This is a genomic window from Flavobacterium marginilacus, from assembly GCF_026870155.1.
GTDB classification, from domain to species: Bacteria; Bacteroidota; Bacteroidia; order Flavobacteriales; family Flavobacteriaceae; genus Flavobacterium; species Flavobacterium marginilacus.
This window is the reverse complement of record NZ_CP113975.1, coordinates 3,791,868-3,816,546: the sequence shown is the minus strand read 5'-3', so window position 1 is coordinate 3,816,546 and position 24,679 is coordinate 3,791,868. Positions and strand designations below refer to the sequence as shown.

The 24,679-nt window shown below is 33.9% G+C and carries 31 protein-coding genes; 2 read left to right on the top strand and 29 right to left on the bottom strand.

Annotated features, from left to right (window positions below; genetic code table 11):
- Nucleotides 1-89 precede the first annotated feature (89 nt).
- The 17 genes from OZP07_RS15800 to OZP07_RS15720 all read right to left on the bottom strand — a co-directional run bounded on the left by OZP07_RS15800 (nucleotide 90) and on the right by OZP07_RS15720 (nucleotide 14,172).
- Nucleotides 90-1,406 (bottom strand): MFS transporter, encoded by a 1,317-nt coding sequence (locus OZP07_RS15800; RefSeq protein ID WP_281635859.1) that lies wholly within the window; start codon nucleotides 1,404-1,406, stop codon nucleotides 90-92.
- A gap of 44 nt (nucleotides 1,407-1,450) precedes the next feature.
- Complete coding sequence (locus OZP07_RS15795) at nucleotides 1,451-2,890, bottom strand: MFS transporter (protein WP_281635858.1); 1,440 nt, start codon at nucleotides 2,888-2,890, stop codon at nucleotides 1,451-1,453.
- Between the two features lie 680 nt (nucleotides 2,891-3,570).
- Nucleotides 3,571-4,242 (bottom strand): 3'-5' exonuclease, encoded by a 672-nt coding sequence (locus tag OZP07_RS15790; RefSeq protein WP_281635857.1) that lies wholly within the window; start codon nucleotides 4,240-4,242, stop codon nucleotides 3,571-3,573.
- On the bottom strand, nucleotides 4,242-6,161 hold the full coding sequence (locus OZP07_RS15785; protein WP_281635856.1) for a DUF294 nucleotidyltransferase-like domain-containing protein: 1,920 nt from the start codon (nucleotides 6,159-6,161) through the stop codon (nucleotides 4,242-4,244). The genes OZP07_RS15790 and OZP07_RS15785 overlap by 1 nt, the downstream gene beginning before the upstream one ends.
- Nucleotides 6,162-6,215: 54 nt before the next feature.
- Nucleotides 6,216-6,446 carry a nitrate/nitrite transporter NrtS gene (gene nrtS, locus OZP07_RS15780; protein WP_281635855.1) on the bottom strand — a complete coding sequence of 77 codons (231 nt, stop codon included), beginning with the start codon at nucleotides 6,444-6,446 and terminating at the stop codon, nucleotides 6,216-6,218.
- A gap of 1 nt (nucleotide 6,447) precedes the next feature.
- The gene (locus tag OZP07_RS15775; protein WP_281635854.1) at nucleotides 6,448-7,218 is read right to left on the bottom strand and encodes a TerC family protein; all 771 of its coding nucleotides are present in this window, start codon (nucleotides 7,216-7,218) and stop codon (nucleotides 6,448-6,450) included.
- 104 nt (nucleotides 7,219-7,322) lie between these two features.
- Nucleotides 7,323-7,697, bottom strand: a complete 375-nt coding sequence (locus tag OZP07_RS15770; RefSeq protein ID WP_281635853.1) for a DNA topoisomerase IV — start codon at nucleotides 7,695-7,697, stop codon at nucleotides 7,323-7,325.
- A 94-nt stretch (nucleotides 7,698-7,791) separates the two neighbouring features.
- Complete coding sequence (locus tag OZP07_RS15765) at nucleotides 7,792-8,367, bottom strand: DUF1572 family protein (protein ID WP_281635852.1); 576 nt, start codon at nucleotides 8,365-8,367, stop codon at nucleotides 7,792-7,794.
- Nucleotides 8,368-8,518: 151 nt separating this feature from the next.
- Entirely contained in the window at nucleotides 8,519-9,091 is a 573-nt protein-coding gene (locus tag OZP07_RS15760) for a pentapeptide repeat-containing protein (RefSeq protein WP_281635851.1), read from the bottom strand.
- Nucleotides 9,079-9,393 (bottom strand): type II toxin-antitoxin system RelE/ParE family toxin, encoded by a 315-nt coding sequence (locus tag OZP07_RS15755; RefSeq protein ID WP_194639282.1) that lies wholly within the window; start codon nucleotides 9,391-9,393, stop codon nucleotides 9,079-9,081. The genes OZP07_RS15760 and OZP07_RS15755 overlap by 13 nt, the downstream gene beginning before the upstream one ends.
- Nucleotides 9,378-9,608 carry a hypothetical protein gene (locus OZP07_RS15750; RefSeq protein ID WP_194639280.1) on the bottom strand — a complete coding sequence of 77 codons (231 nt, stop codon included), beginning with the start codon at nucleotides 9,606-9,608 and terminating at the stop codon, nucleotides 9,378-9,380. The genes OZP07_RS15755 and OZP07_RS15750 overlap by 16 nt, the downstream gene beginning before the upstream one ends.
- A 26-nt stretch (nucleotides 9,609-9,634) precedes the next feature.
- Nucleotides 9,635-9,853 (bottom strand): DUF6095 family protein, encoded by a 219-nt coding sequence (locus OZP07_RS15745; RefSeq protein ID WP_281635850.1) that lies wholly within the window; start codon nucleotides 9,851-9,853, stop codon nucleotides 9,635-9,637.
- Between the two features lie 28 nt (nucleotides 9,854-9,881).
- Nucleotides 9,882-10,697: an N-acetylmuramic acid 6-phosphate etherase gene (gene murQ / locus OZP07_RS15740; protein WP_281635849.1), complete on the bottom strand. Its 816-nt coding sequence runs from the start codon at nucleotides 10,695-10,697 to the stop codon at nucleotides 9,882-9,884.
- Nucleotides 10,698-10,805: 108 nt separating this feature from the next.
- Entirely contained in the window at nucleotides 10,806-11,981 is a 1,176-nt protein-coding gene (locus OZP07_RS15735; RefSeq protein ID WP_281635848.1) for a cation:proton antiporter, read from the bottom strand.
- Between the two features lie 112 nt (nucleotides 11,982-12,093).
- Nucleotides 12,094-12,582: an OsmC family protein gene (locus OZP07_RS15730; protein WP_281635847.1), complete on the bottom strand. Its 489-nt coding sequence runs from the start codon at nucleotides 12,580-12,582 to the stop codon at nucleotides 12,094-12,096.
- Between the two features lie 57 nt (nucleotides 12,583-12,639).
- A complete protein-coding gene (locus OZP07_RS15725; RefSeq protein WP_281635846.1) occupies nucleotides 12,640-13,308 on the bottom strand; it encodes a ZIP family metal transporter in 669 nt (222 codons plus the stop codon).
- A gap of 99 nt (nucleotides 13,309-13,407) precedes the next feature.
- Nucleotides 13,408-14,172, bottom strand: coding sequence for a class I SAM-dependent methyltransferase (locus OZP07_RS15720; protein ID WP_281635845.1), 765 nt, complete (start codon nucleotides 14,170-14,172; stop codon nucleotides 13,408-13,410).
- A gap of 113 nt (nucleotides 14,173-14,285) precedes the next feature.
- Here OZP07_RS15720 and OZP07_RS15715 point away from each other — a divergent pair, with 113 nt between their 5' ends.
- The gene (locus OZP07_RS15715) at nucleotides 14,286-15,449 is read left to right on the top strand and encodes a THUMP domain-containing class I SAM-dependent RNA methyltransferase (protein WP_281635844.1); all 1,164 of its coding nucleotides are present in this window, start codon (nucleotides 14,286-14,288) and stop codon (nucleotides 15,447-15,449) included.
- Between the two features lie 92 nt (nucleotides 15,450-15,541).
- Here OZP07_RS15715 and OZP07_RS15710 read toward each other — a convergent pair whose 3' ends face one another.
- The 7 genes from OZP07_RS15710 to OZP07_RS15680 form a co-directional block, all read right to left on the bottom strand.
- Nucleotides 15,542-16,375 (bottom strand): hypothetical protein, encoded by an 834-nt coding sequence (locus tag OZP07_RS15710; protein WP_281635843.1) that lies wholly within the window; start codon nucleotides 16,373-16,375, stop codon nucleotides 15,542-15,544.
- 49 nt (nucleotides 16,376-16,424) lie between these two features.
- Nucleotides 16,425-16,658, bottom strand: coding sequence for a hypothetical protein (locus OZP07_RS15705; protein WP_281635842.1), 234 nt, complete (start codon nucleotides 16,656-16,658; stop codon nucleotides 16,425-16,427).
- Between the two features lie 122 nt (nucleotides 16,659-16,780).
- The gene (locus OZP07_RS15700; protein WP_281635841.1) at nucleotides 16,781-17,512 is read right to left on the bottom strand and encodes a hypothetical protein; all 732 of its coding nucleotides are present in this window, start codon (nucleotides 17,510-17,512) and stop codon (nucleotides 16,781-16,783) included.
- A 57-nt stretch (nucleotides 17,513-17,569) separates the two neighbouring features.
- Nucleotides 17,570-17,866, bottom strand: a complete 297-nt coding sequence (locus OZP07_RS15695; protein ID WP_281635840.1) for a hypothetical protein — start codon at nucleotides 17,864-17,866, stop codon at nucleotides 17,570-17,572.
- Nucleotides 17,867-18,117: 251 nt separating this feature from the next.
- Nucleotides 18,118-18,294 carry a hypothetical protein gene (locus OZP07_RS15690; RefSeq protein WP_281635839.1) on the bottom strand — a complete coding sequence of 59 codons (177 nt, stop codon included), beginning with the start codon at nucleotides 18,292-18,294 and terminating at the stop codon, nucleotides 18,118-18,120.
- Between the two features lie 45 nt (nucleotides 18,295-18,339).
- A complete protein-coding gene (locus OZP07_RS15685) occupies nucleotides 18,340-18,852 on the bottom strand; it encodes a hypothetical protein (protein WP_281635838.1) in 513 nt (170 codons plus the stop codon).
- Between the two features lie 56 nt (nucleotides 18,853-18,908).
- A complete protein-coding gene (locus tag OZP07_RS15680) occupies nucleotides 18,909-19,802 on the bottom strand; it encodes a hypothetical protein (RefSeq protein WP_281635837.1) in 894 nt (297 codons plus the stop codon).
- 326 nt (nucleotides 19,803-20,128) lie between these two features.
- Here OZP07_RS15680 and OZP07_RS15675 point away from each other — a divergent pair, with 326 nt between their 5' ends.
- Nucleotides 20,129-20,365 (top strand): hypothetical protein, encoded by a 237-nt coding sequence (locus OZP07_RS15675; protein ID WP_194639261.1) that lies wholly within the window; start codon nucleotides 20,129-20,131, stop codon nucleotides 20,363-20,365.
- 82 nt (nucleotides 20,366-20,447) lie between these two features.
- On the opposite strand, the gene OZP07_RS15670 is transcribed toward OZP07_RS15675, so the two are convergent.
- The 5 genes from OZP07_RS15670 to OZP07_RS15650 form a co-directional block, all read right to left on the bottom strand.
- Nucleotides 20,448-21,278 (bottom strand): DUF6048 family protein, encoded by an 831-nt coding sequence (locus OZP07_RS15670; protein ID WP_281635836.1) that lies wholly within the window; start codon nucleotides 21,276-21,278, stop codon nucleotides 20,448-20,450.
- Nucleotides 21,250-21,789 (bottom strand): DUF6452 family protein, encoded by a 540-nt coding sequence (locus tag OZP07_RS15665; RefSeq protein ID WP_228520764.1) that lies wholly within the window; start codon nucleotides 21,787-21,789, stop codon nucleotides 21,250-21,252. Before OZP07_RS15665 ends, OZP07_RS15670 begins: the two co-directional genes overlap by 29 nt.
- A 12-nt stretch (nucleotides 21,790-21,801) precedes the next feature.
- Nucleotides 21,802-23,214, bottom strand: coding sequence for a 23S rRNA (uracil(1939)-C(5))-methyltransferase RlmD (gene rlmD / locus OZP07_RS15660; RefSeq protein WP_281635835.1), 1,413 nt, complete (start codon nucleotides 23,212-23,214; stop codon nucleotides 21,802-21,804).
- Nucleotides 23,215-23,294: 80 nt separating this feature from the next.
- On the bottom strand, nucleotides 23,295-23,759 hold the full coding sequence (locus tag OZP07_RS15655) for a hypothetical protein (RefSeq protein WP_281635834.1): 465 nt from the start codon (nucleotides 23,757-23,759) through the stop codon (nucleotides 23,295-23,297).
- Nucleotides 23,760-23,913: 154 nt separating this feature from the next.
- Nucleotides 23,914-24,489 (bottom strand): hypothetical protein, encoded by a 576-nt coding sequence (locus tag OZP07_RS15650; RefSeq protein WP_281635833.1) that lies wholly within the window; start codon nucleotides 24,487-24,489, stop codon nucleotides 23,914-23,916.
- Between the last annotated feature and the right edge of the window lie 190 nt (nucleotides 24,490-24,679).

Below are 24,679 nucleotides of genomic sequence, written 5' to 3'. Positions count from 1 at the left end.
GTATAAAATTTAATGTAATCGATTGCACAAAATTAGTTTTTTATATTAACAAAACATAATTCAAATCAAAATTTATTTTTACTTGAATTTTATAGCTCTACTTTTTTCATTCTTGGAACTAAAATATGCATGATAAGCCAGGCTAATAAATAAGCTGCTCCGCAAATGCAGAACATGATGAAGTAACCCGTTTCAATCTTGCCGATTTTTGTATAATAAACAAACATGTTTTTCTGTACTACTAAAGTTAATAGAATTCCTCCAAGTGCACCGAACATTCCTCCGAGTCCTGTTACAGAAGCAGTTGCGTTTTTGGGAAACATATCTGATACAGTTGTGAATATATTTGCACTCCATGCCTGATGCGCAGAGACAGCAAGACCAATAACCAAAATTGCACACCACATATTAATTGAGCCTAAATACTGTGAAAATAAAACAGGTAAAACTGCAATTGCATAAATGAGCATACTTGTTTTACGGGCTTTATATGCTGGCCAGTTTTTGTTTATCAGCATTAAAGGAAGCCATCCTCCGCCAATACTTCCTATGCTTCCAATGACATAAACTAATGCACAAGGCCAGATAATTTCAGTAGTCGTAAGTTTGTATTGTTTCATTAAGAAATCCGGTAACCAGAATAAATAAAACCACCAGATAGGATCGGTTAATAATTTACCAATTGCAAATGCCCAAGTCTGACGGAAAGAAAGCAGTTTTAACCAAGATACTTTTTCAGCCTTTTCTTCTTCATTCACTTCCGTTTTGTCTGAAGTAATATATTCAAGTTCGGCCTGAGACAGACGTTTTTGTTTTTGAGGCACTTCATAATAGATGAACCATAAAAGCAGCCATATAAAGCCAATAATTCCTGTTGCAATAAATGCCCATTGCCAGCCGTAATTTTCAGCAATAAACGGAACTGTTAAAGGAACGATTATTGCTCCAATGTTGCTTCCGGAGTTAAAAATACCGGTAGCTAATGCCCGCTCTTTCTGAGGAAACCATTCGGCAGTAGCTTTTATTGCTGCGGGGAAGTTCCCGGCTTCAGTAACTCCTAAAAAGATACGTGCAATTATAAAACCTCCGGTTCCTGTTGCAAAAGCATGAGCGATGGCGGCTAAACTCCATAAACCTGTTGCTATCGCATAACCTAATTTTGTTCCTAATTTATCAATGAATCCTCCCGCCATCAGCATTCCAAAAGCGTAGGCAATTTTAAAAGCTATTTCAATATTTGCATAGTCTATTACTTCCTGTTCAGGCGACCAATGAAAAGCTTCTGCTAAAAAAGGCCTTAAATAACTTATTACATTCCTGTCTAAATAATTCACTGTCGTAGCAAAAAAGACTAAGCTGCATATTGTCCAGCGATATTTTCCAATCGCCGCATTGGCTTCATTCATAATTACAAATTTGGTTAGGTTAGTTAATATTTAGTTTTTTATTCTTAAAGATCTGTTATCGGACTGTATTTTGGCACTAATGATTTCATTACTGTCCAGCCTATTAAATAACAGACAGCACAAATGGAGAATATGATGAAATATCCAGCTTCAATTCCTTTGAATCCCATGAAAACCATTTCGCTTTCTTTGGCATAGTCAAATAATACTCCAGAACCTTTATTGATTATTGTTGACCCAATTCCTCCTGCTAATCCGCCAATTCCAGTGATGGTTGCAATTGCTTTTTTAGGGAACATATCTCCAACAGTTGTAAATATATTTGCAGACCAGGCCTGGTGTGCAGCACCTGCAATACCAATTATTATTACAGGCAGCCAATATGAAATGTATCCTAATGGCTGTGCTACTAATGCCAGCAAAGGAAAAAATGCAAAAATCAGCATGGATTTCATACGACCTTCATAAGGATTCATTCCTTTTTTCTCAACAAAGTAAGTTGGAAGCCATCCGCCGATTATTGAAAGTAAAGTGATCATGTATAAAACAAATAATGGGAAAGCAGCTTCTGTAGAATCCATTTCGTAAACTGAGCTTAAATAAGCAGGAGTCCAGAATAAAAAGAACCACCAGACACCATCAGTCATAAATTTTCCAAAAGCAAATGCCCATGTTTGTTTGTATTTAAAGCAGTCTGCAAGAGAAACTTTAGTATCAGTTTCTGGCACATATCCCTCAATTTTGCTATCTGCCGTGACATCCTGCTGAATATAGGCTAATTCAGCGGCATTAACTTTTGGATGTTTTTCAGGTTTTGCATAGATGAAAATCCAAAAACCCATCCATATAAAACCTAAAGCTCCAATTATGATAAATGACATTTCCCAGCCAAAGGATTTAGCGATAAAAGGAATTGTTATCGGTGCGGCCAAAGCACCAACAGTTGCTCCGGCATTGAATATACTTGTTGCAAATGCTCTGTCTTTTTTAGGGAAGTATTCGGCTGTGGTTTTAATAGCAGCAGGAAAGTTTCCGGCTTCACCTATGGCTAATATAAATCGGGCAAAAATAAACAGAGAAACACTCACAGAGATAATCATTGCAGTATCGTTTACTTTGCTTATGGCTTCTTTTGCTCCTTCAAAGCCTACAAACCAGTTTCCAGTTATAATTCCTGATGTTGCAATCCCGCAGAAGGCGTGTAAACAGGCACCTAGTGACCAGATTCCAATTGCCCAGAGGAATCCTTTTTTTGTATCCATCCAATCAACAAATTTGCCTGCAAATAATAATGAAACAGCATAAAATATAGAAAATAAAGCAGTTATGTTTCCGTAGTCATTGTTTGTCCAGTGAAATTCGGGTGAAATAAAATCGCTCCATGTTAAAGAAAGTACTTGTCTGTCAAGGTAATTAATGGTTGTTGCAAAAAAAAGCATTGCACAAATGGTCCATCTAAATTTACCTGGGTTCTGATTATTCATATTTTTTTTGTTAAATTTTGAGGGCTTGATTTTAATGTGATTATCGATGTAATCGATTACACAAAAATAGGTTTTATTTTTATATATACAATTTATTAACTAGTTTTTTTTCAATATAATAATTAAGAATACGTTTTTTTATAGTAAAAGTATATTGGTTATTCTGATAATAGTTTGTAAGTAATGCGGAATGTGATTTATTACACAAAAAAAGTAGATTTTGTGTTTTTTTTTACAGTTCAGTTTGAAGTGAAATGCTGGCTGGTACTAAGAAGTTTTAATGTTTATTTTATATAATGCAAGTTTTATCTTTCCTGATCAAAACTATTCACTTAGTGCATTCGGTTTTAGCTTCTAAAAAAAATCATTTGCCACAGATTCACAAATTAAAATGATTTTAAAAGCTCTTAATTTGTGGCAATTTCATAATTTTTTGTAATTCAGCCTTGCAGATTCAGTCTGCTAAGCCAAGATTGTAGACTTTAGTTTGTAGTTATTTATTTACAAAAATACCAAATACTGCCTTTTAGCCCTGATCGAAGCGACATCTCTCGATTTAGAAAAACAAGGCTTTTTTGCCGTAGTTTTTGTTAATCGGGAATATAGCGGAGAGCAGGACCTATAATTACCAAGGATACCTAATTTTTCTGCTCCTAAAAACAATACTATTCGGATGCAGATTAATAATAAAACAAATCTTTAAGAAGAAATTCGCCTTTTCTTTTTTTCTCTTTTAATTTTTTTACAATTTTCAGGAAGGCAATAGCAGTGATAAAGGCATCGCCCATTGCGGTGTGGCGGTCTTTTTTGGAAATATCAAATTTATCGGCAAGATCGTCCAATGCATAATGATCTTTATATTCCAATAAATTAGATCTGATTAATGTTTTTTTATAAAGAAATGCTGTGTCTAATGTTTTGTTCGTTAACAGCGGAAGACCATTTCGTTCCAAAGCACGATTGATCATCGTGATGTCAAATATGGTATGATGGGCAATGATAATCGAATCTCCCAGGAAAGTCAAAAACTGCTGCAGCACTTCTAATTCACTGGGTTTGGTCATAACCAGATCTTTGAGAATACCATGGATCTGAACACTGTTTTTGTCATAATGTTCTTGGTGTATGTACATTTCAAATGATTCTGAAATTGCAATAACACTGTTTTGCAGCGTAACGGCACCTATGCAGAGCATTCGGTCGTTGTCATAATCAAAACCAGTGGTTTCGGTATCCAATACTACAAAACGGGCGCTTTCAACACTGTGTAAAAGCGTTTCATCAATTGGCTTTTTAGTTATTTTTAAAAAATCAAATAGTATGGTTTTCCATTTCTCAAAAATGTTCTTCATTACAGTATATTTGATGGATTAAAACGGATGGAGATAATTTCCTGAAGTTCTTTAATGGTTTTAAAAGTACTTTTTAATTTGATTTTTTCTAATTTAGTAAGGTGTTCCAGTGCAATATACTGCCCGGAATCATGATGCAGCAGTCCTTGTTTGGTTCTGAATTTTAAAAGCGCTTTATACGAATAGGCGCAGGACAGGTATAATTCTTTGTTCTGCGGTTCCAGTTCGGCTAATTTTTCAAAACGCTCAGGAGTATTACTGATTGATTTTACGGCATGGGATAAAATTAATACCCTTGCTGCATCACTCAATGGCATTAATGCTCTTCTTTTTATGTCAAAAAAATCTTTGTTGGCACCATCCTGCTCCAATAAAAATTGTCTGAAAAATCCAGTAGGGGACGGGCTTTGCAAAGCACCGCTTAATAAATGAATGTAAAATACAGGATTTGCTTTAATGTCTTCCAGAATAAAATCGGAAAGTTTGTTTACAAGTTCGCTGTCTCCATAAGACAAGCTGTAATCAAAAAATATAAAGGACAGGAGCACCTCGTCTTTTCCGGTATTTGTGATCCAGTGATGTACTAAATTTTTCCATTCATCGAGACTCAGACACCATTTTGGGTTGGACGCCATCATTTCGGCAGGGCAGTATTCATATCCTATTTCAAATAGTCCTTTGTTGACATGTGCAGCGAGTTCTAGGAAGTATTTCTTGGTTTTTTCTTTTAATTCTTCGGGAACATCTTCATAAACCAGCGCATTATCCTGATCGGTCTGCAGTAATTGTTCACTTCGCCCTTGGCTTCCCATAGCCAGCCAGCCGAATTTTACCGGCGGAGGCGTATCCATTTTTTTCAAAGCAATAGTAATAACCTGCTGAATACAGACATCATTTAATTCGGTGATGATTTTTGATGTTAATGTTATTGGGATGTTCTGGTCAAGATAGCCTTGCAATAACTGCATGATGCTGGCTCGTATTGGTTTTATTTCCTTGTATTTTTTGGCTCTTTTTACAGCTTTAATCAAAACAGCAGGATTATTTCCTAATGAAACCATCACATCGTGCTTTGAAAGGATTCCAATAGCTTTAGTATTTGGAGTGCCGTCTTTGGTAAGGCAGATATGGCTGATGTTGCTTTTCATCATGGCCATCTGCGCTTGTGTAGTGGTCAGCTTTTTAGGATATGTGATAACAGGGCTTGTCATGATGACTGATGCAGCAGATGTGATTGGATATTCGCCGGTGACAATTTTATTCCTCAGATCCTTATCTGTAATGATACCTATGGGAAGTTTATCTTCAACTACAAGTATTGCTCCCACATTTTTTTTTGTCATTATCTGTGCAATTTCTTTCACCGGAGTTGCAGAGGAACAGGTTACTATTTTTTTTGAATATTTTACAGGATGAATATCTAATATCTGAGGTTTATTATCCAAAAGATCTCCAGCCAAAGTTTCGCCATAGAGTTTTCCCCTGTAACTTTCGGAATACGGATTTTGTGTATTGGAAGCAAAACTCTGAATTAAAAAATCCCCGACATTTTTATTCATTAATGCATACGGCTTAAAAACTGCGATAGGAATAGCATACAGAATGGTTTCTTCATAGGCTCTAGACTCCATCTGGTAATTTTCATTAGCTATCAGAGGTCTTAATCCAAAAATATCGCCTTCATCACACATATCAATAGTGTCATTTTTTATTCCTTTTCTAAGAGCAACAGCGCCTTTATGAACAACATAAAAAGAGTCGTGAGTTTCATCATTTTCGGCAAAAATTACACTGTCTTTTTCTTTGTAAATAATTGAAATCTGTTCGGAGAGTATCTCAATATCATTTTGGCTTAAAAAAGTAAAAGGAGGGAAGTTCTTAAGGAAATCGGCAACTCTATGCGAAATAGTATTTTTCATTTTATGAGAATAATGTTTTTGGAAACTAAAATAAAATTATAAAAAAAAACACAGCTACTTTTCGGTAACTGTGTTTCTTGTATTTGATTTTTCAAATGATTTTGATGCTAATGTAGAAGAATATAAAGAAACACAAAACGGAGTGATGTACGTTAATACAATTCTTAAAACATTTCTAAAAGTAAAATTGCTTTCCCAAATCACACCATAACTATTGATCGTGTTCAATATTGTTCCTACTACAACAGCAATAATCAAGGCGTTTTTTATGTTTTTGGAAAGCATATTATTTCTTTTTAGTCACTTTCATATTTATTATTTCTACAAATAAAGAGAACGAAATGGCAAAGTATAGATATCCTTTTGGAACAGGAGTTACATGACTTCCAAAAATAAGGGCATTAGACAAATGTGCGCTTTCTGTCAATAACATGAATCCAATTAGAATCAAAAAGGACAATCCCAATATTTGAATGGAAGGATGCTTGTTTACAAAATTCCCAACAGGAACGGCAAACTGCATCATAATTAATACCGAAATAATTACAGCGGTAATCATAATAACCAAAGCACCTTCAACGCCGTTAGTCATCCCGACTGCAGTCAAAATACTGTCAAAAGAGAAAACCAGGTCAATCATTATAATCTGCAGAATTACACTCTGGAAAGATTTTGCGGCCACTTTACCCAATTCTTTTTCTTCGTGTCCTTTTTCGTCTACTTTTTCGCGGATTTCATTGGTGCTTTTATATATCAGAAACAATCCTCCAAATAACAAAATGAGACTTTGCCCCGTAACGCCCGCATGAAGCCAGCTCCAGTCAATCGTGAACCAGGGTTTCTTCATTTGGGTAAGGAAATTAATTCCAAACAACAATGCAATACGCATAAACATTGCTAAAAACATACCTACTTTGGTTGCTTTCTTACGGTCTTCTATAGCTAATTTTCCAGTAGCAATTGAGATAAAAATAATGTTATCGATTCCTAAAACAATTTCCAAAAAAGTCAATGTTAATAGGGCAATCCATGCATCTGGATTCAAAAATACTTCCATGCGTTGTTAGTTTGTTTATGATTTATAGTTTATTGTTTGTGATTTGCTGCTTGTGATTTATCCAATTGTTTATCTGCTTTCTGAATTCTGTTATTCTAGATTCTCTAATCTGCAATCTTAACAACAGTTCCTTTTTGTTTCGAATTGGATCCTACCATTCCAAATTCAAAGGTATAGGAATTTTTTGAGGTAGTCAAAATTTTCATGCTGATCGCTTTCTCTTCAGCCTTGTTTTTCGGGTGTTTCTTCTGTAAAATGTATTCGCAGTCATTCACCCAGCGAACGGTAGAAGTATCTGTTTTACCTTCAAAAGTCTCAATTTCAATACTATCATTGCGCTCAAACATCGTTGTTTTTTTTACGCCGTCAATTTCGTATTCAAATTTAAATTTTCCATTCTTGAAATCTTTACAGTTGCGCTCCACATCATAACAGGACAATAGTGAGAGCAAGGGAAAGAGTAAGATTAATTTTTTCATTTAGTTAGTTTTGATATTTTAATTAGCTTTAAGCAATAAGCCATAGGCTTTAGGCAGTGACAATGCCTATGGCTTATTGCATAAAGCTTTTATATTATTTCATTCGTCTAAATTCTTCTTCAGTAAAATTTTTGATTGATTTTTCCTGAGCAAATTTATCAGCATTGTAATTAGCTGATTTGTTTTTAGGAATCGAAAGACTGTTCCATTCGTCTTTTTTAAGCTGTTTGGCATAAAAAACAATCTGCCCGATATGATACGGATAATGCGCCAGCTGTCTATTGATGGCTTCAATAACAGTATGTCCTTCATTTCGGATATAGATAATTTCCGAAAGCTGTTCGGGCTGTAAACTGTCCAATGCTCCTAAAAAGCAGTCCCATCCAGTATTCCACTCAGTCAGTACTTGCTCTTTTGTCTGTAAATCATTTTCAAATTCGCCATCACGATTTCTGGTTTCCTTTTCGCCATCAGTGGTTAGGAAATCTGTCCAGCGCGACAGCATGTTTCCAGCAAGGTGCTTTACTATCACGGCAATGCTGTTCGTGTCTTCGTTTACGGACACAAATAATTGTTCCGGTTCCAATTGTTCCATCGCTTTTTCTCCGAGCATTTTATAGTAGAGAAACTGCTTTTTTACGCTTTCAAGATAGGATGTGGTTGTGCTCATAATGGTTGATTATTATGTTTGTCTTTTACTATTTAATTTTTAAACCACTTTAGTGATCTATTTCTCGTACTAATGGCGCGAGTTTTGTTAAATCATTATAAGTTTTGCAAACTGCTTCATTTTCCTTATGTTTTCAGGAGAGAAGCCAGATTTACTCAATTTTTATATCATATTTGTCCAAAAGCCCCGCAATTCCCTGACTGGAAAATTTAGCTTTTTTCATTGGGTTGTATTCGGGATCAATTTTATAGTTATAAGCGGTGATAAAATCGGCACCTGCTAAAATGGTGTCATTAAAAACGGCATTGTCCAAATTACAGTTTCCAAAAACCGATTGGGTTAAATTAGTTCCGATAAAAGTAACTTCTTTCAGCGAGCAGGAATTGAATTTGGTTTTCGGCATTTTTTTATTTGCAAAAGAACTATAATCCAAAATACAATCCTGAAACTGCACATTAAATAAAAAATCCTGACAATCCTGAAACTGAATCCCCATTAGTTTACAGTTTCTGAAGTTAACAGTCTTCAGGCTGGAACCTCCCAATTGGGTCATCGATAAGTTGCATTCTATGAATTCGCAGTCCATAAAACTATTGTTAGAGAAATCACTATTAGAGAAATCACAATTCTTGAAAACGCAGTCTTCAAATTCACGATTGTTAATTCTCTTACCTATATAAGTTATTTTTTCAAATGTTTTTTGAATGTGTATCAGGTCTTCCATGGGAGTTTTTTAGTTTTGCGTGCATTATGTCTGACACGGAGAATTTGAATAGAGTTCTCAGTAATTCGGTAAGAGATACTATAATCATAAATATAGTAAACTCTGAAGCTGCCGTCATTATTAATTTTTTGTGCATCGAGTTTGAAAATTTCAGGCTGAGTTTTTAATATTTCAGTACTTTCAAAAATGGTGTCGACAACTTTGTCTGCAATATGAATCGATTTACTTTCGAAAAAAATGTAAAAGTGAATATCTTCCAGTTGTGTTAAAGCATCATTTGACCAGATTATTTTCTTCCCCATTTTTTTGAAATAGCCTTAGCTTCATCTTCGGTATAAAAATTACCTTTTTTGATATTATCCAGCGCATTTTCAATATCAGCGTTGTATTCTGTAGCTGTTGTCTCAGCAGGAGTGTTTATCGATTGCAAAAGATGTTTCATTTTTTCTATGAAGCTAGGGTCTTTTACTTTATCAATTTCTTGATGAATCCAATTTATTTCGGCTTGAATATCCATAATTGTAATTTTTGTAAAGATACAAATTAGTCGTTAAATATGCCTTTCATTATTATTTTCAACCCTGTAAACATTAAATATATTGATGCGATACAGGCAATGATTCCAATGCCCAAAACCAAATAATGCCAATTGGTATGCTGATTCATAAATGCATTGTAAATTACGGATGGTCCAATGAACATAAGAGGTAAAGCTCCTGTTAAGTATTTTACTCCCTTTGCCAAAAGTTCTTTATTTGCCATTTTTTGCTATCTGTTATATGAAATCAGTTTACTGTCCATTATAAAAATCTACTGCTTTTCTCACGCTTCCGTATTTTGCAAGCAGTTCAGAACCTTCTTCGTAGGTTACCGGAATTTCTTCCATAATCATTTTTACACCGCGGTCTACAAGTTTGTTATTGCTCAATTGCATATCGACCATTTTGTTTCCTTTCACTTTTCCGAGCTGAATCATCGTAGCTGTCGAGATCATATTCAGAACCAATTTTTGTGCAGTTCCTGCTTTCATTCGGGAGCTTCCTGTTACAAATTCAGGACCGACAATAACTTCGATAGGGAATTTTGCCGTTTGCGAAAGCGGGCTCCCAGCGTTGCAGGAAATGCTTCCAGTGCTGATGTTTTTTTCGTTGCAGGCTTGTAATCCTCCAATAACATAGGGAGTTGTTCCCGACGCGGCGATGCCAATAACCACATCATTTTCATTAATATTGAATTCCTGTAAGTCAATCCAGGCTTGGGTTGCGTTATCCTCAGCGTTTTCTACGGCTCTGCGGATGGCTTTGTCACCACCAGCTATGATGCCGACAACCAGATCGAACGGTACTCCAAAAGTAGGAGGACATTCAGAAGCATCAACAACACCCAAACGTCCTGAAGTTCCTGCTCCAATGTAAAATAAGCGTCCGCCCAGTTTCATTTTGGCAACAATTTCGGTTACGAGTGTTTCTATCTGCGGTAAAGCTTTTTCGACGGCAATAGGTACGGTTTGGTCTTCTTTGTTGATATTGGTTATTAATTCTCGAACGGACATTTTTTCTAAATGTTCGTATTTTGAGGATTGCTCGGTGGTTTTGGTGAAAGTCATTGTTTTTAAGGTTCAAAAGTGTAAAACAAACACAGTTTATTTAGTATTACAAACTTAAATAAATTAATAGCAGAAAACGTCTTATAAGATAAATTTTAGAAGATGATTTTAATTGTTTTCATCCTCTGTTTTATGGCTCATAAGTCCAGACATCATTACTAATGCACTCAGAATTATGACTTGTATTACCAATGAATTATTGACTAAATCAATCACTTGATTGTCAGGAATTGAAAGGAAAAGTAAAATGGTAATCAGACCTCTTGGAGCAATAAATAAAGAAGGTTTGATGTTGATTTTAAATGCTTTAAGAGTGATGTAACGCAAAGCGAATATTCCGGAACAAATTCCAATTGCCCAGACGATGGTTGCTGTGTTTAATAATTCTTTCGTTTCTATTAAGTAGCCAAACAGCAGAAAAAATAAAGCTCTTACTAAAAAAGCAATTTCTGTGGTAAGTTCGTGGAATTTATGAACTTCTTTATTCAAAAGGTCTGGCTGTAGTTTTTGAATAAATTTATTGCTTTTAATCTCGTCAAGATTACCCAGAAAAATACCAAAAAGAAGTATGAAAATCAGCCCTGGTAAATGGTAAATTTTAGTAACAGCATATATGAGTACGATACTTAATATGATGGGAATAAATTTTACCGGATGTTTTATTTTGCTTAATAAAAACGCAAGTCCCAGCGTTGCCACAAATGATATGATAAGAATCACAAGTATTTCAAAAACAAAACCACCTACTGACGAAGCCCCAATATCGTCATTGAGTGTAATAAAATTAAAAAGGATTACTCCAAAAATATCCGATAAACTGCTTTCATAAGTGATGAACTCTTTATTTTTTGAGATAAGATTCTGTGCACTCGGAATAGCAATCGCACTGCTGATTACGGCAAGCGGAATAGCATTAGCCAATCCGATTTTGAAAGAAATATTACCAAAATAATAAAAAGCAAATGCAAGTCCAAAGCTAAAAAGGAGCATTGGTATTATAGCAACAAGTGCTGTTTTGCCAATAAATGGAAGTTTTGATTTGTTTAATTCCAATTCTAAAGAGCCCTCCAGAACAATTAAAATAAGTCCAACAGTTCCTAGAACGGGTAATATTGAGGTTAAATTTGGCACCCGAATTTCAAAAAAATCAGTTCCCTGTTTTACTGCCCAGCCCACGATTAGTAGTAATATAACCGAAGGGATTTTTGTTTTTGATGAAGTGATATCGAATATATAGGCAAGAATCAATAACAGACATATTGATATAATGATAGATGTTGTCATTTGTTGATTTTATGTTCAGTTCTATAAATATAGAGAAGAATTCTATTTTCGTTGTTTTGTAAATATAACGGATTTGTTGCAGGAAGCTACAACGAAAATGGAATTATTTGCTTCAGAAGTTTTCGATAACAGCAGAATTGGTACAAGCTGGAAAGTGAACAATTTTAAAATTACACGAATTTGCGATAAAACAAAGTTCGTTTGCTTTGGAATGCAATTCTAACGCTTCGGCAATTTTTTCTTTTTGCTGAATTACAACTTTTGGATACAATCGTACTTCTATAAAACGCCCCGAGCCATTTTCTGAAACTTCGAGAGTGGCTTCGGCATCGTCCTGATAGGAAAGGACATCAATTCCGTTTTGGGAGGAGATATACAAATAAGACATCATGTGACAGGAAACCACAGCGCTCAATAATAAATCTTCGGGATTGTATAAATTAGGATCTCCTTTGAATGCTTTGGCGGCCGAGAGGTTTAAAATTTCTTTTCCTTCAATGGTAATCTGATGGTTTTTAAGGTGTTTTTTTGAAGTCGAAATTGTTTCTTTTGGAACTGAAATCCAATTCAATTTTACTTTAAATAAATGTTTAAATCCCATGTTCTTTTGTGATTTATTATCAAACTTGTTTATAGCACTTTCGTGGCACGCCCAAATTTATAAAAAGCAAGCCAATACAATCCCAATTACAATCATCGAAACTTTGGCGATATTGAATTTGTGTCCTTCACTGCTTTCAAAAATGATAGTGGATGAAATGTGGAATAAAATCCCAATGACTACGGCGGTTATTTCTGTGTAATAATCATTCAATTGCGGAATGAAATCAGAAGCAACGGTGCCTAGCGGCGTCATGACAGCAAAGGTGATCATGAAGAAAAAGATTGCATTTCGGCTGAGTGATGCATTGATGAAAAAGGTCGTCAGAATAATGGCAATAGGGAAGTGATGAATGGCTATCCCTAATGCTAAATCTTGATGATGACTTACTGGAAATCCTTCCAAAAAAGCGTGAATACAAAGACTGATGAACAACAACCACGGAATTTGGTACATTTTGTCGTGGCCATGGACATGACCGTGTTCAGCACCTTTGGAGAAAAATTCCAGTATGATCTGGAACAAAATCCCCAGCATTATAAATACGCCAATATTGTGATTGTGGCTTTCGTAAACTTCCGGTAGTAAATGCATCACTGTAAGCGATAACAGGAACGAACCGCTAAAAGCAAGCAGAAGCTTTAGATTGGTTTTACTTTTTGGCTTTAAAAACAAGGCAATAAAGTAACCAAGAAGCACGGAAAGTAAAGGTAAAAGGTAGTTCATTTTTTGTTGTTGATTTGTTGAACTGTTTATTTGTTTTATCGTTTAATTGTGGTATTTGTTTAACCGATTAAAGAGTTAAACAATTGCTCGATTAAACAATTACTTAAAAATCATAATCAATCTTTCGCTTTCGGTTTTGTGGAATTTTTTCAGCTTATAATCACCAAAAATATCCAGTAAAAATATGTCGGCTTCGTTCATCATTTCTTCAAAGTCCTTTAGCGTAAGCGCTTTTACTTTTTCAGTGAAATGATATTTTTGATCTTTGTCTTCAAAATCAATTTCCTTGTAAATATGTCCGTCTTTCAGATAGCGTTTGATGTGAAAATCGATTCCGTCTACGTGTTTTACTTCTTCGGGAACCAAGTTATTGAGTACATTGGTAACATTCATAAAATCGATTACTGCAAAACCATATTCGGATAAGCTTTCCTTGATAGCTTTTAGAGTGGTGAGGTTATCCTCATCGTTTTCAAAATAACCAAAACTGGTAAATAAATTGAAAATAGCATCAAACTTATCTTCAAAAACCTCACGCATATCGTGTACCTGAAAATGCAGAGTTGCGTTGCTGTTTATTTGGGCTTCTTTTATGCTGTTTTCGGATAAATCGGCACCGATAACGTCGAAGCCTAATTGGTTTAAATAGATAGAATGCCGCCCTTTTCCACAGGCTAAATCCAGCACTTTGGCTTTCTCAGGAAGATTTAGGTAATGGGTGAGATTGTCCATAAACAGCTGGGCTTCTCTATAATTTCTTTCTTTGTAAAGTATGTGGTAATAAGGACTGTCGAACCAAGAGGCAAACCAATTTTCGGGATTGGCAGGGTTAATTTGTGCTTTGTTATTTACAGAATCGGACATTTATTCTTTTTCAATTAATTTAAGTCCCGCAAATTTAGTGTATTTTTGCAGAAAATATACTATTTCGGGCCGTTTGGGACTTGAAATTTAATTATTGGAATTTATACAGAGAGATGGAGAATTTTAAGATGATTGCCAAAACCTTTTTTGGTTTTGAAGAAATACTGGCAAAAGAACTGCAAATGCTGGGAGCTCAGGACGTGGAGCAGGGGGTGAGAATGGTGAGTTTTAAGGGTGACAAAGGATTTATGTACAAAGCCAATTTGTCTTTGCGTACGGCGTTGAAGATTTTGAAACCAATTTATTTTTTTAAGGCAAAAAACGAACAAGATTTATATAAAGGAATTCGCGGGACGAATTGGTCAAAATATATCAATGCAAACCAGACTTTTGTGATTGATACTACGGTGCATTCGGAGTATTTTAATCACTCGGAATATGTGTCACAAAAATGTAAAGATGCGATTGTAGATCAGTTTAGAGAAAGAACGGGTCAGCGTCCAAGCATTGATAAAGCTTTTCCAGATTTAAGAATTAATATTCATATTGATAAAGATCAGGTTTCGGTTTCATTAGATACCTCTGGAAATTCATTACATCAGCGAGGCTATAGAACCGCTACTAATATTGCTCCTATAAACGAAGTTTTAGCTGCTGGAATTTTACTGCTTTCAGGTTGGGATGGTCAGACAGATTTCTTGGATCCGATGTGCGGTTCCGGGACTTTCCTGGTTGAAGCTGCAATGATTGCCTGCAATATTCCTGCGAATATTAATCGTAAAGAATTTGCTTTTGAAAAATGGAACGATTGGGACAATGGTTTGTTTGATAATATTCAGGATAGTTTATTGAAGCGCGTTCGTGAGTTTCATTATACTATAAAAGGTTATGACAAAGCGCCATCTGCAGTTCAGAAAGCAAAAGACAATGTGAGAAATGCTAATTTGTCTGAGTATGTTTCTATACAGGAAAATAACTTCTTTGATACAGAGAAGAATTCGCAGGGAAAATTACAAATGGTTTTCAATCCGCCGTATGATGAACGTTTGGACATACACATGGAAGAATTCTATAAAAACATTGGCGATACTCTAAAGAAAAATTATCCTGGAACAAATGCCTGGTTCATCACAGGAAACCTGGAAGCCTTGAAATTTGTTGGATTGAAACCTTCCCGAAAAATAAAACTTTTCAATGCCAGTATTGAAGCCAGATTGGTGAAATATGAAATGTATGAAGGAAGCAAGAGAACGAAGTTTCAGATTGCTTCTGAATAATTTTTATAACTATAAAAAAGTCCCGATAATTACTATTTAGAATGGTGTTTATCGGGATTGACTTATTCTTAGAGAGCTGATTATGAATTATATTAATTTGACGCCCATACCTCAATTTGTCCCTTAGGCACAATTTTTTGGTATTTTGAAGTAATAGAAGGAACAATTTTATATTTATTATCCAATATTTTATTTGCTTCTATTGCGATTCCTTCATCTTCAGGATGAAAATATTTAATAATATTATTATAATTTCCCTTTACTTTATCGATTCTTGGAGCTGCCCATTGATTGTTTTTAAAGTTCTGTTGCAGATTTTCTGCATTTTTTGTTTCAAACGTAGGAGCATATTGAATATAAACTATCTTTTTTAGAATCGAACTGATAAGCGAAGATTTTAAACTATCATCTACTTGAGAAACTGGTTGCTGTAATTTAATGGTTGAGTTGTAGGTGATTTTTGGATACACTGAATTTGTTTTTTCTACACCATACAAACTGACAATTTTGTTCCATTTAAGAGTGTCATACTTAAATAAAAAGTCGCGAGGTATTTTGTATGATATTTCCTCGGTGTTTATAGCGACTTTTTTATTGCTATTTAATATAAGCGATTCAGCAAAACCAACTAACATTTCTTTATCCTGAATGGTTAATTCTCCATTTTCCGCATTATTACGTAAGTACCTTTCTAGTGTTAATAAAGTGAAATCAGAGTTTATTGTTGTCTTCATGGTGTCAGAAGATAATTTTTGTATCAATTCTCCAATCATTTTGTTTTCTTCAATCTTTTTCTCGAAAGTTTCTACCTTATTCGTTAGCCTAGAGGTTTGGTAAGTTACAACTGTACTAAAAATAGCGATGAGTGTAGTTGATAAAAATGTACCAATGACCCCCAATTTATCCCAAAAATCTTTATTTTCCATGATGTTTTTTATTTAATGGTTCTGTTGTTTTTAAATTCACTACTATCAGCTATATTCTACCAAAATTGTAGGTGATATTGAGAAAGCCAAGGAAATTTGATCTTTCTGTGTCGTATTTAACAGTAATTGGAATCCATAGATCTTTAGCTAATCGTATTCTAAATTCTAAATTGGCAGTAATGGTTTCATCATCTTCATCTGGCAATACGTTTTTATAGATTTTAGTATATTCTCCTAATGCTTTAATTTCAAAACAACTAGTTTTTTCAGGTTGGTTTCTCATTACTATAAAGTTTAAACCTGCCTTTCCATTAAATGAAATCCTTGGCATGCTAACTAAAGTAGTATCAGCATAAGTAAAAGTTCCCCTTATATCTATTTCTTGAGTCGATTTAGCAATTCCTTTTAAAAAAACCGAACTTGCTGAACATTTATTGAATTTTCCATCTGTATTTGTTGAACCATCTGCTGCAATAGTCCAAAGAGGTTTGCTTGCAATTTTATCAATTTCGGATTTTCGGATTTTCGGATTTTATTCAATGCCGCTACATATTCATTAATTTCTTCAGGTTTTGCGGCTTTATCGTCAAGTTCAGAAAGTGATTTAGATATTTTTTTGAACTCCGTTTGAATTTTAGTGTAATAAGGATTACCAGTTGTATCATTTACAACAGTAGCATTTATAATATCTTCACTAGCTTTGTTTAGTAAGTCAAGTTTCTTTTCATCTCGCAAACCAATTGCTAAATCAGATTGTATTTTTTGGAAAGTTCTGATGAATTCTTCCCTATGCTTGCCATATAAAGTTCTAGCCAAATTGATTGTTAAACTATCTCTATCATTGACAATTGCAAAAGTAAAACCTCCTGAAAAGCCTGTATATTTATAATTTTCATCAAAATTAGCTTTAGTATTAATTTGAAAGTTCCTTAAAAAATAAGATTTTTCGATAGTCAAATCTGATAATTTTGATATATCAGCATTATACATAATTTTAAAAAGTGTACTATTCAATTCTAAAGTTTTCTCTTTTTCAGAAAGATTTTTTGTTGACAATTGAATTATGTTGTAGAGAGCATCCTTGAAGTTACCTGTCTTAGCGTTCTCAATTTGCTTAAATAGATCTTGAGAAAACATGTTTGAGTAACTGAATATCAGTAAGAAAATATAATATTTTTTCATAAGCATATGTAATTAAATAAATACTTTAAAAATTTTAGAATAAATTGGGTTCGTGATATTATAATTTTTGTTGTTTTTTTGTCCGTAATTGTCGGTATAATCAACTTCAACATCAGTTTGCCCATTAATTGGATTTTCACCAGAAACTATTACATTGTATTCACCTTCTCCAATCATAAAGGTTTCATCAAAAGAACCATCTCTTTTTATACTTGTGTCATGATTACTATTGACTTTATCAATAAAAACCAAAATAGGAACAGGGACAGTTCCACCTTTAACATCTACTTTAATTCTAACACTTCCCATAATTGCTTAAGTTTAAATTAATCTTCTATTTTTTTTCGTTTTATAAAGTTTTTTTTTGAAGTTATTAACTTCAAAAAAGATTATCAATAATTTCAAAACTACAATCCATATTTATACGGTTTTTTATTGCAAAAAAAATAATAACCATTTAAGGTTGAGTTTTTTGTAAATTTTATAAAAAGTTAAGATTTCCTAAAAAAATATTCAATAAAATCTGATATTTCCTTTCCACAGGAATAATTTACACATCGTTAAAGTTTTAAGAGTAACTTCGGTGTCTCTCTCATGCCCGCAAGGACTTTATATACACACCAAGAAATAAATTCAGCACAGTCCCATGGATCTGTATAATTAAGATTGGTGTATGGAACTTTTGAACCCAAAATATATTTTTTACCAATATCTATTAAATATTTACTTGTATTCATGATTTTAAGAATTAAATAATTAGGTTTATTTTTAAGGAGAGATAGTTATTCTATAGCTTTTGACACTTTATTAAAAGCATAAGGCACGACCCCAAGTCCTAAACTCAATAAAACATTTGTAATACTTGAAAGGTCTGCTGTTTTACCCGTTAGAAAATAATTGTATGCCCAAAAACTGCAAAACGTAGATGCAAGTCCTACTGATATCATACCCGAGATAAAAGCCAAAAGTCGGCTTGCACTTTTAGGTTGTATTGTTTCTGTATTTGCGGTATTAGCTGGGTCAGGATCAGGATTCGGAGACGTAACAGTAATGGTTTCATTTTCTTTTAGAGCATCACCAATCTTATAATCTTCTTTTTTTAATTTTAAAAAAATAATTGAGGTTGTTATTACAAATAGTGCTATTGGAGCAAGTGAGATAATGATTTGATAAATATCTAATGAGTAAACTTTTGGATCTGCGTTTTCGGTAATGGCAAATGTGTCAAAGGTGGTCAGAAGCACACAAAGTGTTAAAAATGTTTTTTTACTACTTTTTTTAAGAGTTGTTTTCATAATTTCAAATTTAATTATACCTACTCTATTTCCTCTTTTCGGCTTGCGAGGGTTTATTATTTAAATTCCCCACTTTTAGCATCATATTTCATAGAAAACTTCCCTAGATCTGTTAACTTTTTTATTGTACCTCGTACAGTATTAATTCTCGTTTGATAATTTGTATTGCCTATTTGGCATAAGTTCGAAAAGGCTTTATCATAATTGCCATTGGAATTCAAGGCAAGTGCAATGCGGTCGCTTTTCGCTCTTCCCTGATGCCGAATGTCACAAATCATTTGACAAACATTTGCAGGAGCATTGTTTAATCCGTATCGGCTGTGATAGGATTTCATGTTTTCTTTATACATTTCTATTGCAGTTCCGACTTGGATTTCTCTATGCTTAGAATCATTAGTAGCCCAGTGAACAAGACGTGCTGCGCATATTAGTTCCTGATTTTCGATATCATTTAGTGTTGGGTTGAGATAATCCATTAATGGCTGAGTAGTAGAATCATTTTCTAAGGCAGAAAGAGTTCCATTAGATTTATAAAAAATCCTATTGTTGGATAATACTAATTTTGGAAAATAGTCAGTGGCATTTGGTAACTGCAGCAGTTTTCTGAAGAATTTTACAAAATCACCATTTGGAACATGAGCTCCATACTGCATAAAGCTAAAAGTAAATTGTGCTCTGTCGTAGGTATTTAAACATTTAAAAGAACCTGAACTTTCGGCCATTGCCGTTGGATAAATAAAATAGGCCCAAAATCCATATTTGGCAGCATAATCTGCTGGGTTATAAACTTGTCCTGCAGAAACCGAAGTGTTGAACAATCCAAAATTCCCTTCATATTGAGTTTTATTGCCAAAGTTGAATTTCGGTTCAGTTGAATTAATGCGCTGTGCATTGTAAGCTGTTCTTCCGTTAGAAGCAACAGTGCTTGTGATAGAAAAGTCAATTGCCATGATAGTATGTTTTAAAAATTGTTAGAAATTATCTTATCACTAATTTAAATTTTCAATAGAAGAAATTTAAATACAATTGTAATTTTGGGGCAAATTTTAAAAACATAGTCATTTGTTATTCAGTGACTTGTGTGTTTTAGTTTTGGTAGGTGCGTAAAGTTAATATATAAATTAATACAAAATTTAAAGGGGTTAATTATTGTTAAATTTATATTAATTGTATGTTTTTTTTGCTGTATAATTATGACTTAAAATAAAAAGAAGCAATTTCTGAGAAATAACTAGATTTTCTATTAATTTTGAGAAACATAATTAAATACAATAAAATGACAAAGTTACAAGTAAGAGCATTTCTATATAATCTAGGCTGTTTTGCTATATTGTTTATAACATTTCGATATTTGGTAGAGCAATACACCAATTTATCTGGTTTTTGGATTCCAATGACCGCTTTTCTTGTGGGGACATTTCTGTCTCCAAAATTTCAGGCTGCTAAAACCAAAGACGGTGAAAAACTATTCATGTCCTGGCTGTTTGTAAAAGGGATTAAGGAAATAGGATAGTTTAGTTAGACAAAAACAAAAAGAGCAAGATTGAAAATATACAGATTCAATTTTGCTCCTTTTTATGGATTCAATTTTAGGATTATTTCTTTTTAGGTGCAGGTTTTTTTGCGGTTACTACTTTTTTCTTATAAATTGGAATGAAATAAGAAACGGTATAATTAAAGCCAGCCCCAAAATTACCATCATATGTTCTGTTGAATCCAGGAATATAAAGACTTTCAAATCCGCTTGGCTGGGAATTCGTAATTAATGTTTTTAATTGAAATCCAAAACCAACATATACATTATTGAAAACTTTTACATTGATTCCAGCAGCTACTTCTATCCAGCTTGCTGTTAAACCGTCATAAGTTTTACCAAATTCAATACTTGAATCCTGTCCAAAATAAGGATTCGGATTATAAATGGAATAGCTGTTTAAACGCTCATTAAATGCACTGAAACCGCCACGGACTCCAAATGTGATAAGGTTTTCCATGTCCAGCCAATTGATATAGGCATTGTAGTTAAAACCTGCTTTGAGATAGGCTCCGGTAGTAGTAGTGTTTAATAAAGGGTCTTCAACAGTAACATCTTCACTTCCTACTTCACCATACGCATAATATTTTTTTGTCAGACGATAGTCAGCAACAAATGCTATTCCTTTATAATTTGAATCATAAAAGGACCGCGCAATTTTAAAAACATCGGCACCAAGAATCAAACCATAGCGGTCTGTTTTTGGTTTAATACTATCAATTGGCTGCTTGGGTTTGTTATCAGGATTCTTTTCAGTTACTGTTTTACCGTTGGCTCCTTTGACAATTATTTCTGCAGGTGGTGATGCGGTGGTTTTTTTTTCTTGCGCCTGAACAAAAAACAATGACAACAAAAAGAAAAAACTAAAAGAAAATTTTAATGATTGTTTCATTTTCGTATGTTATGTTGTTTTGCACTACTATCATGTATTTAATCCACATTTGATCCGCAGCTGCAGAATCGGTTAATGTAAAAGGATTGTCTGCGTCCAAATTAAATATTGTTTTAAATCCGCAGGCTCTTGAAACGTAAAAATTTTCACGTGAGTATTTGAACTGTAAATTATCTTCGTTTACAAGTAACGGATTTCGGTTGCCGTAATTGCTGATAAACCTGTATTTTACAAGATCAGTTTCTATATTTAATGGAAGCAGTATATTATTACCGCTTGTTATATATTTTGAATCACCTGATACTGATGGTGACAAAACCACACCTTCAGTCATACCTTCGCCAATTACTTTTAGATTATTAACATTTTTCAACACAGTAGGATTGTTATAATCATAAAACTGAATCAGCATTCTTGGTGTAGTGGGAGTAGTTGGGTCACAAATATCATCGGGCTCGCAGCTGGAAGAAGCGAAACCAAGAATCATTAAAAAAGCAAGTATTTTTTTCATTTATGCAGCGGCTTATCGTCTTTCCAAAAGTACAACATTTTCAACGTGATGTGTCTGCGGAAACATATCAACTGGGCGAACTCTTGTTACCTTGTATTTTTCATCCATCAAAGCTAAATCTCTGGCTTGTGTTGCCGAGTTACAGCTCACATAAACTACTTTTTGAGGGCCAATTTTCATAATCTGTTCTACAACATCCTTGTGCATTCCGTCACGCGGCGGATCAGTGATAATGACATCCGGGTGTCCGTGCTGTGCAATAAAAGTGTCGTTAAAAACAACTTTCATATCCCCGACAAAAAACTCGCAGTTGTCAATGCTATTGCGTTCGGCATTGGCTTTTGCATCTTTAATAGCGTCTGGTACACTTTCGACACCAATCACTTTTTTTGCTTTTTTAGATACAAACTGAGCAATAGTTCCAGTTCCGGTATATAAATCATAAACAGTTTCATTTCCGGTTAAACCCGCAAAATCTCTGGTTATTTTGTATAATTCGTATGCTTGATCCGAATTGGTCTGGTAGAAAGATTTAGCATTAATACTAAATTTTAATCCTTCCATTTCCTCAAGGATGTAATCTCTTCCTTTGTATAATTTAATATCAGTATCGTATAAAGTGTCATTTGCTTTATTGTTAACTACATATTGAAGGGAAGTAATCTGCGGGAATTTTTCGTAAAGGTGATCCAGAATCAATTCACGGTTCTTTTTATCGTTTTCAAAAAACTGAATCAAAACCATGATTTCTCCAGTCGAAGCTGTTCTTAGCATCAGCGTTCTCAATAAACCTTCGTGTGCTCTGGGATTAAAGAAAGTCAAACCGTTTGCATTTGCAAAAGTGCGGACTTCATTTCGGATGGCATTCGATGGATCTTCCTGTAAGTGACATTTGTTGATGTCCAGAATTTTGTCCCACATTTTTGGAATATGGAAACCAAGTGCATTTCTATTTCCTAAATCTTCTTCGCTTCCAATTTCAGCTTCGGTTAGCCAGCGGCTGTTTGAAAACGAAAATTCCATTTTATTTCTGTAAAAAAACTTTTTTTCAGAACCCAGAATGGATTCAAATTCAGGAAGTTCAATTTTGCCAATGCGCTGCAGATGATTTTTCACCTCATTTTGTTTAAAGAAAAGCTGCTGGCCGTAATTCATATTCTGCCATTTGCATCCGCCGCAGACACCAAAGTGTTCGCAGATTGGATCTACTCGATGTTCTGAAAACTCATGAAAATGAACTGCTTTTCCCTCATAATACGCTTTGCGTTTCTTGAAAGTCTGAACATCAACAACATCGCCGGGAACTACATTTGGAATAAAAACAACTTTACCATCGGGAGCTTTTGCAACCGAAACGCCTTTTGCACCAGCATCAAGGACTTTTATTTGATGAAAGACAACCTTGTCTGTATTTTTCTTTGCCATGGCGCAAAAATAAGGCTTTGGATTTATTTTTAGATTTTAATTTTAATTTTTTTTGCTAAAAATAAAAGCAAGAGGAGTCTTTATTGAAAATCATCATTCCAGTCTTTGGTGGTAACTGCCGAAATTTTATTTTCTGAGTTCATCGTCACTCTAAGCTCTTTATTTGCTTTAGCATAATCAAAAAGGGCTTTGAATCTATAAATGTTAGTATTGTCGGTCTTGTTTGGAACCATTTCTATAAAATCAAGATCTTTAAAATTACCATATTTCAGGCTGTATTTTGCACCAATTTCTTTGACTTTTTTTTCAGTTGAGTTGGCAATTACTTTATCTGTAGCTTCACTTTTTGAGAAAGGTTTAAATTTTGAAGTATTACAGGTCATTAAGACTCTTTTACCTAGTTCGTATGCTTTGTTTTTTTGAATCGCTTCTTCAGAAGTCATTTCATTAACAGAAACACTTTTGCCAATTAATTTACCATCTGCTTTTTTGGTTTTACAGCTGTAAAGTGCTAAAATGCAAATTAGTATAAATATTTTTTTCATGATTCAAGTTTTTTATTGAAACGAAATATTTATAATTAAAGTATAAAAATAATTGTACAGTTAGGACCTTATCCCGTTTTCCGCTGCACACGAGCGAAGCGAACTGACGAAGTAATCGGGCGCAGAGGATTTGTAAATGGATTTGAAGATGAGACTAATTCATAAAAGAGATTAGTGTTTTTTTTCCATTCTTTTGAATAAAAATTCTCTTGACTGGATCAATCTCAATCTTTTTATTTGAGTTTTCTTCATGTATCAAGATGTCATTGTAATACAGTTTTTCTATATAAGCATAAAATTTATCGGCACCAGAACCTTCTCCTTTTGTAAATTTAAAATTAACATCCAGAGTATCGGTATCAGTTTCTGTAATCCGTACAAAAATGGTATTTTTCTTAATGCCTTTTTTACCAGTAATACCAGTACTCCAGTAGTATTTATCAATAGCAGCGTCATATTCAATTGTTCCTCCCTGATAGACATATTTTTTTGAATTGTTCTTTGGCGGAAGAGTTGAAGGATTATATTTTCCTTCGTAGGCAATTGGCACAATGATGTTGTTATTTAGGTTAAGTAAATCGGTATTTGCTGGACTGCTAAAATAAAACTGCAATTGATTTTCTCTTACAAAAGGTTCTGCAGTTTCCGGATCCTGTTCTTCATTGTCAGAAGAACTACAGCTTATTATAGTAAGACAAAAGAAAGCTATAAAAATATTTAGCGTTTTCATTGGAGGATGTTTGATAAGCTATTAGAAATTGCTGTTTACAGAATAAATTGCTTTTTTTGTAAACAACTGCTTTACAAGTTACAATTTTTTAAATTAGCATTGTTAAATCTTTTTCAATAAGTATTATTTTTTAGTTAAATAAATTTATTTCTTACATTTTTTGTTAGTAAAAAACTTAATTTTGATTATT